Annotated in this window: 16 protein-coding genes; 6 read left to right on the forward strand and 10 right to left on the reverse strand. The window is 73.4% G+C overall.

The genetic code is table 11. The features are described 5' to 3' along the window. Positions 1-375: 375 nt before the first annotated feature. Positions 376-1,233: a calcium-binding protein gene (locus tag ACZ7JA_RS35505; RefSeq protein ID WP_470812527.1), complete on the reverse strand. Its 858-nt coding sequence runs from the start codon at positions 1,231-1,233 to the stop codon at positions 376-378. 269 nt (positions 1,234-1,502) lie between these two features. Here ACZ7JA_RS35505 and ACZ7JA_RS35510 point away from each other — a divergent pair, with 269 nt between their 5' ends. Both ACZ7JA_RS35510 and ACZ7JA_RS35515 read left to right on the forward strand, forming a co-directional pair. Beyond that, positions 1,503-2,273 carry an aminoglycoside adenylyltransferase family protein gene (locus ACZ7JA_RS35510; RefSeq protein ID WP_470812529.1) on the forward strand — a complete coding sequence of 257 codons (771 nt, stop codon included), beginning with the start codon at positions 1,503-1,505 and terminating at the stop codon, positions 2,271-2,273. Between the two features lie 174 nt (positions 2,274-2,447). Further along, positions 2,448-2,759 carry a hypothetical protein gene (locus ACZ7JA_RS35515; protein ID WP_351672222.1) on the forward strand — a complete coding sequence of 104 codons (312 nt, stop codon included), beginning with the start codon at positions 2,448-2,450 and terminating at the stop codon, positions 2,757-2,759. 200 nt (positions 2,760-2,959) lie between these two features. On the opposite strand, the gene ACZ7JA_RS35520 is transcribed toward ACZ7JA_RS35515, so the two are convergent. Together ACZ7JA_RS35520 and ACZ7JA_RS35525 are read right to left on the reverse strand one after the other, a co-directional pair. After that, positions 2,960-3,445, reverse strand: coding sequence for a DUF427 domain-containing protein (locus ACZ7JA_RS35520; protein ID WP_351672220.1), 486 nt, complete (start codon positions 3,443-3,445; stop codon positions 2,960-2,962). 287 nt (positions 3,446-3,732) lie between these two features. Further along, complete coding sequence (locus tag ACZ7JA_RS35525; RefSeq protein WP_470812532.1) at positions 3,733-5,700, reverse strand: lamin tail domain-containing protein; 1,968 nt, start codon at positions 5,698-5,700, stop codon at positions 3,733-3,735. Between the two features lie 557 nt (positions 5,701-6,257). Between ACZ7JA_RS35525 and ACZ7JA_RS35530 the strand changes: the two genes are divergently transcribed. Next, on the forward strand, positions 6,258-6,434 hold the full coding sequence (locus ACZ7JA_RS35530) for a hypothetical protein (protein ID WP_470812534.1): 177 nt from the start codon (positions 6,258-6,260) through the stop codon (positions 6,432-6,434). Between the two features lie 204 nt (positions 6,435-6,638). Here the strand turns inward: ACZ7JA_RS35530 and ACZ7JA_RS35535 are convergent, their stop codons facing one another. Further along, positions 6,639-7,136 carry a GNAT family N-acetyltransferase gene (locus ACZ7JA_RS35535; RefSeq protein WP_470812536.1) on the reverse strand — a complete coding sequence of 166 codons (498 nt, stop codon included), beginning with the start codon at positions 7,134-7,136 and terminating at the stop codon, positions 6,639-6,641. Positions 7,137-7,325: 189 nt separating this feature from the next. Here ACZ7JA_RS35535 and ACZ7JA_RS35540 point away from each other — a divergent pair, with 189 nt between their 5' ends. Next, positions 7,326-7,487: a hypothetical protein gene (locus tag ACZ7JA_RS35540; protein ID WP_351672212.1), complete on the forward strand. Its 162-nt coding sequence runs from the start codon at positions 7,326-7,328 to the stop codon at positions 7,485-7,487. Positions 7,488-7,593: 106 nt separating this feature from the next. Here ACZ7JA_RS35540 and ACZ7JA_RS35545 read toward each other — a convergent pair whose 3' ends face one another. Then, complete coding sequence (locus tag ACZ7JA_RS35545; protein WP_450752062.1) at positions 7,594-7,995, reverse strand: TraR/DksA family transcriptional regulator; 402 nt, start codon at positions 7,993-7,995, stop codon at positions 7,594-7,596. A 241-nt stretch (positions 7,996-8,236) separates the two neighbouring features. Here ACZ7JA_RS35545 and ACZ7JA_RS35550 point away from each other — a divergent pair, with 241 nt between their 5' ends. Further along, complete coding sequence (locus ACZ7JA_RS35550; protein ID WP_351672209.1) at positions 8,237-8,482, forward strand: hypothetical protein; 246 nt, start codon at positions 8,237-8,239, stop codon at positions 8,480-8,482. A gap of 319 nt (positions 8,483-8,801) precedes the next feature. Then, the gene (locus ACZ7JA_RS35555; RefSeq protein ID WP_470812539.1) at positions 8,802-9,488 is read left to right on the forward strand and encodes an alpha/beta fold hydrolase; all 687 of its coding nucleotides are present in this window, start codon (positions 8,802-8,804) and stop codon (positions 9,486-9,488) included. A 316-nt stretch (positions 9,489-9,804) separates the two neighbouring features. On the opposite strand, the gene ACZ7JA_RS35560 is transcribed toward ACZ7JA_RS35555, so the two are convergent. From ACZ7JA_RS35560 to ACZ7JA_RS35580, 5 genes are all read right to left on the reverse strand, one after another. Beyond that, positions 9,805-10,716 carry a GlxA family transcriptional regulator gene (locus ACZ7JA_RS35560; RefSeq protein WP_470812541.1) on the reverse strand — a complete coding sequence of 304 codons (912 nt, stop codon included), beginning with the start codon at positions 10,714-10,716 and terminating at the stop codon, positions 9,805-9,807. Further along, positions 10,713-11,252, reverse strand: coding sequence for a cysteine hydrolase family protein (locus ACZ7JA_RS35565; RefSeq protein ID WP_351672203.1), 540 nt, complete (start codon positions 11,250-11,252; stop codon positions 10,713-10,715). Before ACZ7JA_RS35565 ends, ACZ7JA_RS35560 begins: the two co-directional genes overlap by 4 nt. Positions 11,253-11,483: 231 nt before the next feature. Then, positions 11,484-11,732 carry a hypothetical protein gene (locus ACZ7JA_RS35570; RefSeq protein ID WP_470812544.1) on the reverse strand — a complete coding sequence of 83 codons (249 nt, stop codon included), beginning with the start codon at positions 11,730-11,732 and terminating at the stop codon, positions 11,484-11,486. Positions 11,733-11,749: 17 nt separating this feature from the next. Continuing rightward, positions 11,750-12,409, reverse strand: coding sequence for a hypothetical protein (locus ACZ7JA_RS35575; protein WP_470812546.1), 660 nt, complete (start codon positions 12,407-12,409; stop codon positions 11,750-11,752). 72 nt (positions 12,410-12,481) lie between these two features. After that, positions 12,482-13,078, reverse strand: a complete 597-nt coding sequence (locus ACZ7JA_RS35580) for an SMI1/KNR4 family protein (RefSeq protein WP_470812548.1) — start codon at positions 13,076-13,078, stop codon at positions 12,482-12,484. Positions 13,079-13,087: the final 9 nt, after the last annotated feature.

A 13,087-nucleotide genomic window follows, 5' to 3' on the forward strand; every position in this document is an offset into this window, starting at 1 on the left:
GGCTGTGGCGGGCCCAGCCGTGCTGATCGGCGACGGCGGTCGCGTCGCGGCCGGCCTGCCGGGCGGGCGGTACCGGCCAGGCGGCCGGAGTCCAGAGGGTGCCTGGTCCCCCGGATGCCGGAGCCCGCGATCCGGGTCATGGCCTGGGTCACGGCGTCCGGGCTCTTCGGCCCGCCGATATTGCTTCGGCGGTCGATGGCGTGGGATGCCGGCCGGGACGGGGAGGACGAGACGCCGGAGCCGCGGCGCAGCCGAGCCGGCAGATGAGCCCTCCCCCCCCCACTGCACCGCCGCCCGCCACCGCTACGGACGCGAAGGCCGCCTTCGGGGGCGCCGTTGCCGGTGAGAGCGGGTGGGGGTGCTGGTGGCGGGCTGTCAGGGGCGTATGTCGACGTAGTCGCCGGCGGCTTTGGCGGGGCCGGTGGTGTGGGTGCCGGGGAAGTTCCAGCGCCAGTAGCCGTCTTTCACCGCCTTGGCCGTGGTGCGGAGGGTTCCGGTGCCGCTGGTGTGCACCGTGGCCACCGTGGTGTAGGTGCTGCTGTTCTTCGGGCGGAATTGCAGGGTGACGGCTTGGCCCGCGTATCCCGCGTACCGGTAGGTGTCCCAGTTGGCCCTGACGAGCTTGCCGGTGATGGTGATACGAGCGCCCTTGGCCACCGGTTCCGGTGAGGCGTCGACGGTGAGCCGCGCGGCCCGTTTGAGGCTGAACGAGCCCACGCCGGGGGCGAATACGGAATCGCCGTCGCCGGTGTCGACCAGGGCGTCGACCGTCCATGTTCCCGCGTTGGCGTTGGCCAGGTCCACCGGGTCGTCGCCGCCCGGAGCCGGGTGGGCGTTGACGGTGAACACCGTCGTGCATGCCGTCGGGGTCTCGCAGAAGGCGTCGGTGGTGTAGAAGCCGCCGTGCGGCCCTTTCAGGTCCACGTCGGCGAAGGACAGGCCGGGATCGTCCGCTCCGGTGACCGTGACCGGGAACCGCACGTCGTGCGTCGTGCCCACGATGACGTCGTGTCCGGAGTTGACGGTGGCGCCGCTGACCACCGGGTCGCCGGGCGCGGCGTCGGCCGAGGCTGCCGCCGCCGTCAGCGCGAGGGCGACGGCCCCTACCAGGACGCCGCGGCTTGCGAGGCGGCCGACGGGCCTGCGCCGTCCGGCGTGTGCGGCGGCGATGGGCGGGGCGAGGTTCCGCCCGCCGTTCTGTCTGTGGCTGGGCGGTGCGGCGAAACGGCTCATGAGTCCTCCCGGGGGGTGACAGGCTGTGCTGCCGGCCACCGGGCAGTCGGGCAGTCGGTGGCGGGCGCAGGAGACCGATGTGTGTCCGCTTGCTACGACTGTCGAGCCGGTCCGATCGTTGCCCTGGCCGGGGCGGGGGAACAAACCACCGCGGGCCGCGGCCGCGGGCGCGTCTCGGCTGCCGGATGATGCGGTGCGGCCGGCGGCCGGTGGTCTGTGGTCTGTGGTCTGTGGTCTGTGGTCTGTGGTCTGTGGGCGAGGGTGGTGCGGTGGATCAGGTTCGGGAGATCGTGGGGCTGGTCGACGGTGTGCTGGGCCGGGACGTCATCGGCACCTATCTGCACGGCTCCTCGGTGCTCGGAGGGCTCAGGCCGGCCAGCGACGTGGACGTGCTGGTCGTCGCCCGGCGGGGCATGGACGAGCAGGACCGGCGGGCACTCCTCGGCGGACTCCTCGAGATCTCCGGCTCCCGGAACCGGGCCCGCCCGGTCGAGCTCACCGTCGTCGTGCAGTGCGAGGTGCGGCCCTGGCGGTATCCGCCGGCCTGCGACTTCCTCTACGGCGAGTGGCTGCGCGCCGAGTACGAGGCCGGACAGGTGCCCCAGCCGGAGCCGATGCCCGATCTGGCCCTGCTGATCGGCGTGGCGCTGTCCGGCGACCGCCCCCTCACCGGGCCGCCCCCCGCGGAGGTCCTCGACCCGGTGCCGCGGGCCGACCTGGTCCGGGCGAGCGTGGCGGGCCTTCCCGGCCTGCTCGACGCCCTGGACAGCGACACCCGCAACGTCCTGCTGACCCTCGCCCGCGTCTGGACCACGCTCGCCACCGGCCGGATCAGGCCGAAGGACGCCGCCGCCGACTGGGCCCTCGCCCGGCTCCCGCCCGAGCTCCGCCCCGCCCTCGAGCACGCCAGGCGGCTCTACCTCCACTGCTCCTACTCCGAGGAGAGCTGGAGCGACGCACTGCTGGCGCGAGTGCGTCCGCTGGTGGATCGCGTGCTCGTCGAGATCGACCGGCTGCGCACCCGGACCCCGCCGATGTGAGAGCCGCCGTCCGGCGTCACGGGGTGCAGGGCCGGGACGAGTGCCAAGGGCGGGTGCGCGGCGGCCCTGCCCGGCCCGCGGCGGCCGGACCGTCCGGACGGACAGGCGCGCTTTCCGGCCAGTACTCGCAGGTAGGGGTACGGGAGGGTGCTGCGGGGAGGGAGGATCGCGGTCGTGTACCGCGATGAGATGCCCGGCTGCGTGCGGTGGGAGATCCTGATGCACGAGCGGTTCAGCGACGTGTGGATCTGCAAGGACTTCGGCCGTGCCACGATCGGCGCGGACCCCGCCGAGCTGGGCCGGGCCGTTCTCGCCGCGTATCTCGCCGGCCGGGACAGCCGGGGTGAAACGTTCCGCGTCGTCGTCCGCACCGGTGACGGCAGCCCGTGCGTCATCACTCCCGGCCACCTCGCCGACCGCGGGTGGAAGGCGGATCCGGCCGTCCGCCAGGCGCTGCCCGCCTATCTGCGCGACGCCCTCGCCTGACCCCTGGCCGGCACCACCCGGCGGACCCGGCGGCCCCGGCCGGCCGTCCCTCCCCGGCGGCCGGCTCCCCTTGCGTGCGCGGCGGGGGCGGGGCGGCGGCGGCCGTGCCTGCTCGCGAAGGCGAAGGGGGTGCGGCGGGTATGAGGTCGCTGTCCGTCTGTGGTCGGTGCGCGGGGGCTGTGCGGTGGGGCGAGAGGTGCTCACCACCCGCGGGTTCCGGGGGCGCCCTTGAAGGGCCCCCGGACCTCTTTCGTGATCCAGCCGCCGTAGAAGTCGCCCTCCTGGGCCTGTACCTCTTCGCCTCCGACGAGGCAGCGGTCGACCCGGCTCACGTAGAAGGCGAAGTAGTCCTTCAGGAGCGTGTACGCGGGCTCGGGGCTTGCGTAGCTCCAGGCGGCCCGGCTTCGCACCTGGTCACCGACGACCACGTCCCAGTAGCGAGCGCTGCCTTTCCACTCGCACCAGGTGCGGCCTTCGGTGAGGAACAGCAGATCCGACCGGACGTCCTCCGGCGGAATGTAGAACGTCGGAGGATGGCTGGTCTCCAGTACCCGGACCGCGTGCCGTGTCTCGGCCAGCACCTGGCCACCGCACTCGACACGGACGAGGCGGTCGTCCGGCAGCACAGCGGGCGGCCGCGGGTAGTCCCATACGGACTCGGCTTCGCGATCGGTGGAATCGGCCATACCGTCTCCTCGTGGTGCGTGAAACGCGCTGTCCGGCGTGTTCGTCTCCTCTTCCGCGCAACACGGCTTTCCGGATGAGGCGCACCTGGAATCGGCCGGATCGCTGGGCGGCGCCGCCCGTCCGGTCGGCAGTCGATCGTCCGGCAGGACGGGTACGGCGGGCTCCCGGCAGGCCGGGGGCAGGCCGTGACCGCCGGCTGCCGGGAGCTTCGTCGTCGCCTGCCGTCCCTGGAAGCCGTGCCGGTCCAGGCTCCGGCTCGCCAGGGTCAGCAGGGGTCAGGCAGGGGTCAGCAGGGGAAGGTGCCGCTGTAGAGGGCGTGGCCGTAGGAGGAGCTCGCGGAGCCGAAGCCGTGGATGCCGTCGTCGCTCCAGACCGCTTCGCGGGCTCCGGCGACGCAGGTGGACGGGGGTGCGATCGCGAAGCCCTCCAGGTTGTCGGTCGGCATGACGGCCGGGTTCGTGTAGGTGACGTCCGGGACGATCCTGCCGGCGGCGTCGACCTTCATGAAGGTGTGCGTCTCCCCGCAGGTGTTGTCGCAGGTCGCGACGATGCGCTGGGTTCCGGCGTCGAACGTCACGTCCATCACGGACGCCTTGCCGGTCGCGACGGCGCCGAAGGTGGTGAACGTGCCGTCGGAGTTCAGGCCGTAGACGTGCAGCGTGCCGTCCCACTCCAGGCCGGCGGCGTACAGGCCCGACCCGTGCAGCGGGTAGTCCGCCGGGTTGTAGGGGGCGCCGGTGAGCGGGTCGACCCAGCCGTTCGCGGTCAGCCAGCTGTCGGGCACGTAACCGACGCCCTCGAAGCCGAGGTTGGCGTCGTCCTTGCTGCCGGTGTCGAGCTGGGGGAACTGTGCGGTCATGTCCCACTGATGGAGGGGGGTGAGCGTCGATCCGGTCGCGGCCGGGTCGAACTCCATGATCGTGTCCTTGGGGACCGTGTTGTCGGCGTTGTCGCGTTCGGACGTCACGTAGACGTGGCCGTTGCCGCCGACCGTCACCCCCTCGGAGTCCGGCTGGCCCGAGCCGCCCGCGAAGCGGATCTGCTTGCCCGTCGCGCTCCACGACGGGTCCGGAACCCATGTGCCGTTGCTCTTGACCAGCTTGTACAGCCAGTTCTTGTTCTTGGCGGCCCACAGCACCGACGGGTTCGCCGGGTCGAACGCCAGCCCGCTCACGTCGCGGCCCTCCGGGCCGGTGGACGTGGTGAACGCGCAGACGTTGTCGGTGATCGTGACGTCCAGGCCGCCCGGCCACGCCGACGTGCCCGCCGGGGCCGGGCCGGTGCCGGAGGGCGCCTCAGGGGTGCAGCCGCTGGTGAGGGCGCCGCCGCCGCCCAGCAGACGGCCGGTCTGACCCCCGCCACCGTTGCCGGTGCAGGAGTTGGCGCTGCCGGGCGTCGCGGTCGCGGAGGTACGGAACCAGCCGGTGCCGTTCGCGCAGCGTTCGTCGGACGGCTTGGCGCCGCCGGTGGCCCAGACCACCGAGTCGACGGAGGTGCCGTTGCCGTCGGTGAGGAAGAGCGAGTCGGTGTCGCCCAGACCGAGCGCGGAGTCGAACGTGACGTAGCCGCCGGCCGGGATACTCGTCGCGCTCGGCGCGGAGGACGAGATCGTCACCGGGGAGTGAGCGGTGTCGCCGTCGACGTACTTCCACGATCCGATGCCGACCGCGCTTGTTCCGCCGTTGTACAGCTCCACGGTGTCCGAGCCGTCGGAGGTGACCTCGTTGATCCGGACCTGGCTCGCCGGCGGGACGGACGACGGGCAGCCCGGGGCGTTCGCGGCGCCGAACGTGGTCGCGGTGGCCGTGGTCGTCCACGCGCCGGTGCCGTCGCCGCCGCAGCGCGCCATCGCCGGTTTCGCCTTGCCGGTGGCCCACTCGGCACGGTCGACGACCGCGCCGCCGGCGGTGTAGATCACCAGCTTGTCCGCGTCACCCAGTCCCTTGGGCGAGTTGAAGGTGACGAACCCGCCGGCGGCGAGCGTGGTGGCGGACGGGGTGAACGACTGCGGCGAGAAGCCGTCGTCGGACATCTTCCAGCCGCTGAGGCTCACCGCGGTGGAACCGGCGTTGTACAGCTCCACGGTGTCGTTGCCCAAGGAGGTGACCTCGTTGATGCGGACGTTTTGGTAGCCGGCCGGGTCGGCGGCGGCCGCGGGCTGAGCGGCGAGCAGCCCGGTGGCCGCCAGTCCGGAGAACGCGACGGCCGCGGCGCACACCGAGGCGGCGCCGACGCGTGAGTGTGAAGTAGGCACGAGGCGGAACTCTGGTGAAACGACGTTGAAACAGCGTGTACTCCGGCTGAATGCCGCCTGCTGACCGCCGGAACGCCAGGCGCGCGCACGCCGCCGCGCGGTCGCGGCGGCATCCTGGACGGTCTGGGCGGTGGGGAGTGGGGAGGATCGCGCGGTGATCGGAGCTGATGACGCCGCCCGCCGGAGGCTTCTGCGCCGCGGTTTCGCTCTCGAGTACGCCACCCTGGGCTGGAACGTGATCAGCATCGTGGTGCTCGCCGTCGCGGCGGTCTCGGCGAGATCCGTGGCACTGGCCGGGTTCGGCCTGGACTCCCTGATCGAGATCGGCGCCTCCACCGTGGTGGTCTGGGAGCTGTCCGGCAGCGGGGAGGAGCGCCGGCGGCGTGCGGTGCGGCTGATCGGCTTCGGCTTCGGGCTGCTGGCGGTGTACCTGCTGGTGCAGTCCACCTGGGTACTGGCCACCGGCTTCCGGGCCCGCCCCTCGGCCCTGGGCATCGGCTGGACGGCGGTGACGGCCGCGGTCATGTTCGCGCTCGCCGCGGGCAAGGCGCGCACCGGTGCTGACGGCGGAGGGCCGGGTCACCCTGGTCGACGGCCTGCTGGCCGCCGCCGTGCTGCTGGGCCTCGTGCTGAACTCGTCGGCGGGCCTGTGGTGGGCCGACCCGGTAGCCGGGTACGCGCTGGTCTGCTACGCGCTGCGCGAGGCCGGGGGCGTCTTCTTCGGTGCGGACTGACGGCCGCCCGGACCGCCCGCTGCCGTCGGACCGCGCAGCCGTCGGGCCGCCCGCGCCGCATGCGGCGGCCTCACCGTCCGGGATCGTGTGGCGGGTGCGGCGGCCGCCCTGCGGGACGGCCAGGGGGACGATGACCGACGGCTCGGGCGGGGAACGATGACCGACGGCTCGAGGGGCCGGTGGCTTGCGGACCGGGAGGCCGGGTCATTCCGGGAGGATGCGGAACTCGAATTCGGGGCGGTCCCACGGCACGGCGGGCGGGTTCGCGCGTGCGGTGCCGATGCGTACCGCACCGACGCGGTGGTAGAAGTCCTCGGCGGGACGGTGCGACACGACCCGGACGCGGTCGAGTCCGGCGACGCGGGCCTGTGCCTGCATGTGTGTGACGAGCATTCGTCCCAGACCTCGTCCTTGCGCGTCGTCGGCGACGAACAGCAGGTCGAGCTCCGGCGGTGCGAGGACGAGGGAGTAGAAGCCGAGGATCCGGCCCCCCTGGCCCTCGTGCTCGGCGGCGTCGACGGCTACGAAGGCGTGGTGGGCCTCGATGTAGTCGGGGCCGACCCGGTAGCCCGCGACGGCGGATGCGTACTCGCCCTCGTAGGCGCGTGAGCCGCGCACGAGCCGCGTGAGTCGTTTGGCGTCCCGCGCGACGGCCCTGCGTATCGTGATCGGCCGGCGGACCGGGGAAGTGCGTGAACCCATCGGGAGAGTATTTACCACCGGGAGATGCCTTCGTGCGGCGGGCCGGGCCGGCTGCTCGGGCAGGCGTTCCCGCACGGGCCCGAGCAGCGGCGGCGGTGCGGCCTCGTCGCTGCGGCCGCGCTCGCGGCTCCTCGGGCCCGCCGCCCGGGATAGCCTTCCCGTCCGTTCACACGTCCTGGGAGGCTCTCTGTGCACACCGCCGTTTTCCTGCTGAGGAGCGGGCTGGGCCTGGGGGGCGCCCTGGTGTTCGTGTGGGAGCTGAGCCGGCAGGCTTCGGGACCGGGGTGGAGGAAGATGCGGGTGTTCTGCGCGGTGGGGGCCGCGGTGCTCGCCGGGCTGCTCGCCGTTTAGAGGGCGCGGATCGACGCCCCCCTCTCTGCCGTGCGGGGCTCGCCGTTCGAAGAGCCGGTGCCGCACTGGCTCGCCGTTCGAAGGGCCGGTGCCGCACTGGCCGGCGTCACGCGCGGCGTGGGCGGGGCCGGGCACAGCGGACGCAGGTGGTCGCCGCCGGGCGGATCTCCAGGCGTTCGGGGGGAATCGTCCCGCCGCAGCCTTCGCACTGCCCGTACCGTCCCTGTTCGAGTCGTTCCAGTGCCCGGTCCAGTTCTTCGAGGTGCTCGCGCGTCTGTGCCATGAGGGCGGCGACGTGGGCCCGCTCGAAGGCGGTGGTGCCCCCTTCGGGGTCGTGTTCGTCGTCGACCGCGACCAGGGCGTTCGCCGCGACGATGCCGTCGAAGTCGCGGCTCAGCGCGGCCGCCCGGGTCAGGGTGTCGGCGCGGTCGGCCGCGAGGCGGGCGCGGGCAGCGGGGAAGGCCGACGGACCGGGCCCGTCATGACCGTATCGGGATATATCGCCCATGCTGCGGCAACGCCGCACGCACGGTCCCCTATTCCCGTTCCCCCTACCAGCGCCTTGGCGTGTCCAGGGGCTTCGGGGCGGTGGTGTGCGCGGCTTGGATCGCTCTGGGGGTGGGGGGCCCGCCGGCGCGGGGCCCGTCGGGCGGCGGGGCCGGCGGGGCCGCTCCGGGCACGGCGTGCGCGTTGCCGGGCGTGGACGTACTGGACGCCCGCCGGCGCGGGGCGGGCCGTACCGCACCGCGGTGGTGGCGCGGGCGCCGGCCGGCAGGCTGTCAGAAGTCGGCCGGCCGGTCGTCGCGGCCGGCGCCTGGCAGGGCGGCACGTTCGTCGCCGATCTCTACGTCGTCACCACCCCGCACCGCGTCCGTCTGGTCGTCGACGCCGAGGCGGGGACCGCGCGGGCGACATGGAGCACCGTGCCCCTGACCGGGCCCAGCCTGGAGGTGCACGTGCGGTCGCCGCTGATGACCCGGCCCGACGTCGCGTAGGTGGGGAGTCGTTCGGAATCGTCCTCCGCGGCGACCGGCTGCACGGTGGGGGGTGGCTGTCGCGTACCGGACGTCGAGGCGCGGCCCGGGGGGTGGTTCTTCGGCTGGGCGAGGGGCATGCGCGACGGCAGCTCGCCCGGGAGGCGATCAGCTCGTTGCTTGCGTGTTCGCCCGGTAGTGCCGGGCGGGCGACTGCGCCTTCGTCGGGTGCACCGCGCCGGTCTCCCCCAAGGCCTGCTCGGGCCGGCCCGCAGCGTCATCTGCCGTGGCCGCCACGGAAGTTGCTTCTGAAGCGGTCTGCCCGGCCTACGATGGCGCGGTGAGGTTCGTGATGGTGCCGGGTGGCTGGCAGGGCGGGTGGGTGTTCGACCCGGTGGCTGCCGAGCTGCGCCGGGACGGTCACCACGTCGAGGCGGTGACCCTGTCGGGGCTGGAGGCGGACGGCCCGGTCGACGTGGACCGCCCGCCGAACCTCGACGCCCATATCGCCCAGGTCGCCGAGATCATCGACCGTGGTGACCGTAGCGGCCGAGAGCCCGTCGCGCTGTGCGGGCACAGCTACGGCGGGATGGTGATCGCCGGTGTCGCGGATCGGCTCGGCGACCGCCTCGACCAGATCGTCTTCATCGACGCCTACGTCCCGGACGACGGGGACTCGTGCTGGTCCCTGACCAGCGACCGCTTCCGGGAGCTGTTCCTGGCCGGCGCCCGCGCCGACGGCCGATGGGTGGCGGTCCCCGAGGGCCTCGATCCGCGCGCGCGTCCGCACCCCCTGGCGAGCTTCGTGCAGTCGATCAGGCTGGGCGGCGACCCCGGCCGCGCGCCCGGCAAGACGTTCATCAGCGGTGGGGCGTGGCCGGGCAGCCCGTTCGTGGCCCTGAGGGAACGGTTGCGCAGCGACTCGGGCTGGCGGGTTCACGAGATCCCCGTCGGGCACAACATCGCCCGCCGCGACCCGCATCGCCTCGCTGCCGTTCTGGGCGCCTTGCCGCCCGGCTCCGCCTGACGCGCAGCCGCTCACTCCCCCTGGGCGTGTGGTCGTCTCCGTGGAGGTGGACGGGCGCCGGGTCGCGCAAGGGGCCGCGGGTCCTCGCGCGGCGGGCGGGCACGGGCGGTCAAGCGCCGTGGCGGGTGCGGCGGTTGAGGCCGGCGTGCTCGTTGGGCGAGGGGGCGCGGGCGACGGGCGGTGTCCTCGTCGTGCCGTGTCCTCGTCGTGCGGTGTTTTCGTCGTGCCGTGTCCTCGTCGTGCGGTGTCCTCGTCCGGGACGTCGTGTTCGTGCTCCTGTTCCCGTGCCGTCGGCCGTTTGCGTCGGGTGTGGGGGTCAGGAGGGCCGGGAGCGCAGGCGGCGCAGCATGCGGGCGTCCTCGAAGCCCACCTGCCGGGCCGCGGATTCGGTGGTGGCGCCTTGGCCGATCAGGTGTTCGGCGCGTTCCAGGCGCAGTGTCTGCTGGTAGCGCAGCGGGGTGAGGCCGCCGGTGGCGCGGGAGAACTGGCGGGTGAGGGTGCGGGCGCTGACGCCGGCGTGGGCGGCCAGGCGGGTCAGGGGCAGCGGCTCGGCGTAGTGGGTGTCGATCAGGTCCTGGGTGCGGTGCACGGTGTCGTCGACGTGGCCGCGGTGCCGGAGCATGGCGCTGGCCTGGGGTTCGTTGCCGTTGCGGCGTGCGTAGATCACCATTTCGCGTGCCACCCGGGCGGTCAGGGCGGGGCCGTGGCGTGCGGCCAGCAGGTGCAGGGCGAGGTCGATGCCGCTGGCGATGCCGGCGGAGGTGACGATCCGGTCGTCGGCGGAGAACAGGACGTCGCGGACCACCGTCGCCCGGGGGTGGCGGGCGGCGAGTTCGTCCTGGAGCTGGTGGTGTGTGGTGCAGCGGCGGCCGTCGAGGAGGCCGGCCTGTCCCAGGGCGTCGGCTCCGGCGCAGACGCTGGCGACGGTGCCGCCGGCGGTATGGTGCGCGCGCAGCCGTCCGGCGGTCTCGGGGCTGATGCGGGGGCCGCCCCTGAGGGTGGGCGCGCTCCATCCGGGGACCACGACGAGGTCGCCCGGGTCGAGGTCGGGCCAGGTGGTGCGGGCGGTCAGCGGCAGGCCCTGGGCGCTGCGGATCTGGGGTTCTTCGGCGACGTAGTCGAGGACGTACGGCTGCCCGAAGCCCGCTGCCGTGGAGAAGGCCTGGGCCGGGCCGGCCAGGTCGAGCAGGTGGACGCCGGGCAGCAGGACGAAGACGACACGGGTCATACCGGTGATGCTGCCAGCTCGTCCACCGTGGCGATCCGTGCGAAGCGGTCCCGCAGGACGGCCAGGGTGCGTTCGGTGATCGCCTCGGCGCTGAGGTCGCCGATCGGGTTGGTGGTGGTCGCGTCCGCCACGAACACGACCTCGTACCCCAGGTCGCTGCCGATCCGGGCGGTGGTCTCGACGCACTGCTCGGTGCGGATCCCGCAGACCCACAGCTCGCCGACCCCGGCCTCGGTGAGCCGCTGCTGCAGGTTGGTGGTGGTGAACGCGTTGTGCGAGGTCTTGTACAGCACCGGCTCCCCCGGCAGCGGCTGCTCCAGTTCCTTCAGCAGCCGGACGTGCCCGGTCTGCGGGTCGAACACGTCGCCGCTGCCGGGCTCGGTGTGCAGCACCCAGACCAGCAGGTCGCCGTTGTCCCGCGCGAGGCGCACCAGCCGGTTCACCGGCTCGGCGATGTCGGGGTTGGCGATCTGCTCCCACAGGGGGCGGGCGCGGAAGGATTCCTGGACATCGATCACGATCAGGGCTCGTCTCATGTCCACCAGTGTGACCTGCGCGTACTCGGGTTTGACAGGCATGATCGGGGCTGGGGCCGGAACGATCCGGTCGCCCGGCGGGGAGCACCCCGGGGGGCCGGGGGGCCGGTGGGGGCTCGGGTCGGTCTCCGGGGGTTCCGGGGACCGGAGGTGGTGGGGCCTCAGGCCGAGGTGGTGGGGCCTCAGGCCGACGGTGGGCTCGCGGGGTGGGTCCGTCATCGTCCGGTGCTGTCAGGTGGAGCGTCGGGCGCCGTAGTAGCCGTGGCGCATCCGGAATCTCATGGGGTCGGTGCCGTCCGCTTGGATGTGCTCGATCAGCGTCGTTCTCAGTGGCTCGGGCACGTCCTTGCCGTGCGCGGTGGTCCACTCCAGGGAGCCGAAGAGCTGGGCGGCGCCGTCGAGTCGGGCGGGGCCGGGTGCGCCGGTGGTGAGTGCGGTGAGGACGGATTCGGGGGGTTCGGCGAGCAGCTGCCGGTGCACGGCCAGGTCGTGCCACTTCAGGCCGCCGGTGGGCTCCCTGGCGGATGTCCCGGCCCAGGCCAGCAGGACGCGCGCCCGTTCGATCCCGTCGGGGTAGCGGCGCCGGGTGAGAGCGGTGAGCCGGGCTTCGGCGTCCGCACGTGCCGTGACCAGGCTCCGTGGTCGCGGCCCGGCGGCCGGGCGAGGGCTGCGGCCGCGTCGGACAGCCCCGCCGGCGCGGCATGGATCCAGCGCATCCGGCGCCGCTCGTCCTCGGCCCGCCGGGCGGCCAGTTCCGCCTGGACCTCCCGTGACCGGGTCAGGCCTCGCTCGGCCAGCCACGCGGTGAGCGCCGGCCCGTCGCGCAGGTCGGCGTCGCAACACCCCAGCCCCCGAAGACCGGACTGGTGGTGCAGCGTCCAGCAGGCGATCGCGTCGCCGGCGCGGTCGTACACCGTGATCGTCGGCCAGCCCCGGCAGCGGCACCGGTCGCCGGTGCCGCCGTCCACGAGGGCCAGCACCCGGGCCAGGCCGGCGATGTCGGCACCGGTCACCACGGTCCGCGCCAGGTCGGCGGAGCCGGTCTCCTCCGGTGGTCCCTCGACGATCACGACGTGCCCGGCGCGGTCCAGGACGTCCCGTAGCCGGGCTGTCGTCGGCGCGTCCTCAGCCCTATGCGCGTGCCCCTCGTCGACCACGCCGGTGAGGATATCGGGCAGCTCGGCCCCTCGGCCGATCTGCCCTCACGGCCCTGGGGTCACGATCTTCCCTCACGGCCCTTGGGTCATGGCTCGGCCCGGCTCCCCTCCCCCGCCGGGCCGTGCCTCGTCCTGCAACCGGCGGGCCGGGCGGAACTCGTGACGCGGCAGCGGGAACCCGTCCCCGAGGATCTCCGAGCGGATCTCCCCGGCGAGAACGGCTGCCAGGAAGCGGGTCACGGTCATGTCGTGGCGCTCCCAGTCCTCCCCCGACTCGCTGTTGATCATGATGGTGCGGGTGTCGGGGTCGTCGTCCGGCCGCACGAGCCAGTACAGGTACTCACCGTTGTCCGTGGTGGCCCAGCAGACCAGGCGGCTGCCCGGGGTCCGCATCTCGTCGGGCTTGTCCTCGAACCGCCACAACGAGTCGTGGGCTTCCTCGCGCTCCGCGGAGGTCTTCAGGAGGTCGTAGACGCCGTTGGGGCAGTTCGGCTCGAGCAGCAGGAGGTAGCCGTCGACGAGGCCGCCTCCGTACGTCTCGACGAGCTCCTTGTGGTCCGCGGGCAGGTCGGTGCGAAGAGCGGTCCGCGCGGCGGCCCAGTCCGGAGCAGGGGCGGTGCGCTCGGAGCGGGCGAGCAGTCCTGTGAGCCGGGTCAGGCCGGAAGTCACGTGAGGGGG

This window comes from Streptomyces sp. NPDC038135 (assembly GCF_055601245.1).

Excerpts from the sequence above, each read along its gene's own strand:
- ACZ7JA_RS35520 (WP_351672220.1), bottom strand. The coding sequence starts at position 3,445 with ATGGCCGATTCCACCGATCGCGAAGCCGAGTCCGTATGGGACTACCCG.
- ACZ7JA_RS35560 (WP_470812541.1), bottom strand. The coding sequence starts at position 10,716 with ATGACCCGTGTCGTCTTCGTCCTGCTGCCCGGCGTCCACCTGCTCGAC.
- ACZ7JA_RS35505 (WP_470812527.1), bottom strand. The coding sequence starts at position 1,233 with ATGAGCCGTTTCGCCGCACCGCCCAGCCACAGACAGAACGGCGGGCGG.
- ACZ7JA_RS35565 (WP_351672203.1), bottom strand. The coding sequence starts at position 11,252 with ATGAGACGAGCCCTGATCGTGATCGATGTCCAGGAATCCTTCCGCGCC.
- ACZ7JA_RS35535 (WP_470812536.1), bottom strand. The coding sequence starts at position 7,136 with ATGGGTTCACGCACTTCCCCGGTCCGCCGGCCGATCACGATACGCAGG.
- ACZ7JA_RS35545 (WP_450752062.1), bottom strand. The coding sequence starts at position 7,995 with ATGGGCGATATATCCCGATACGGTCATGACGGGCCCGGTCCGTCGGCC.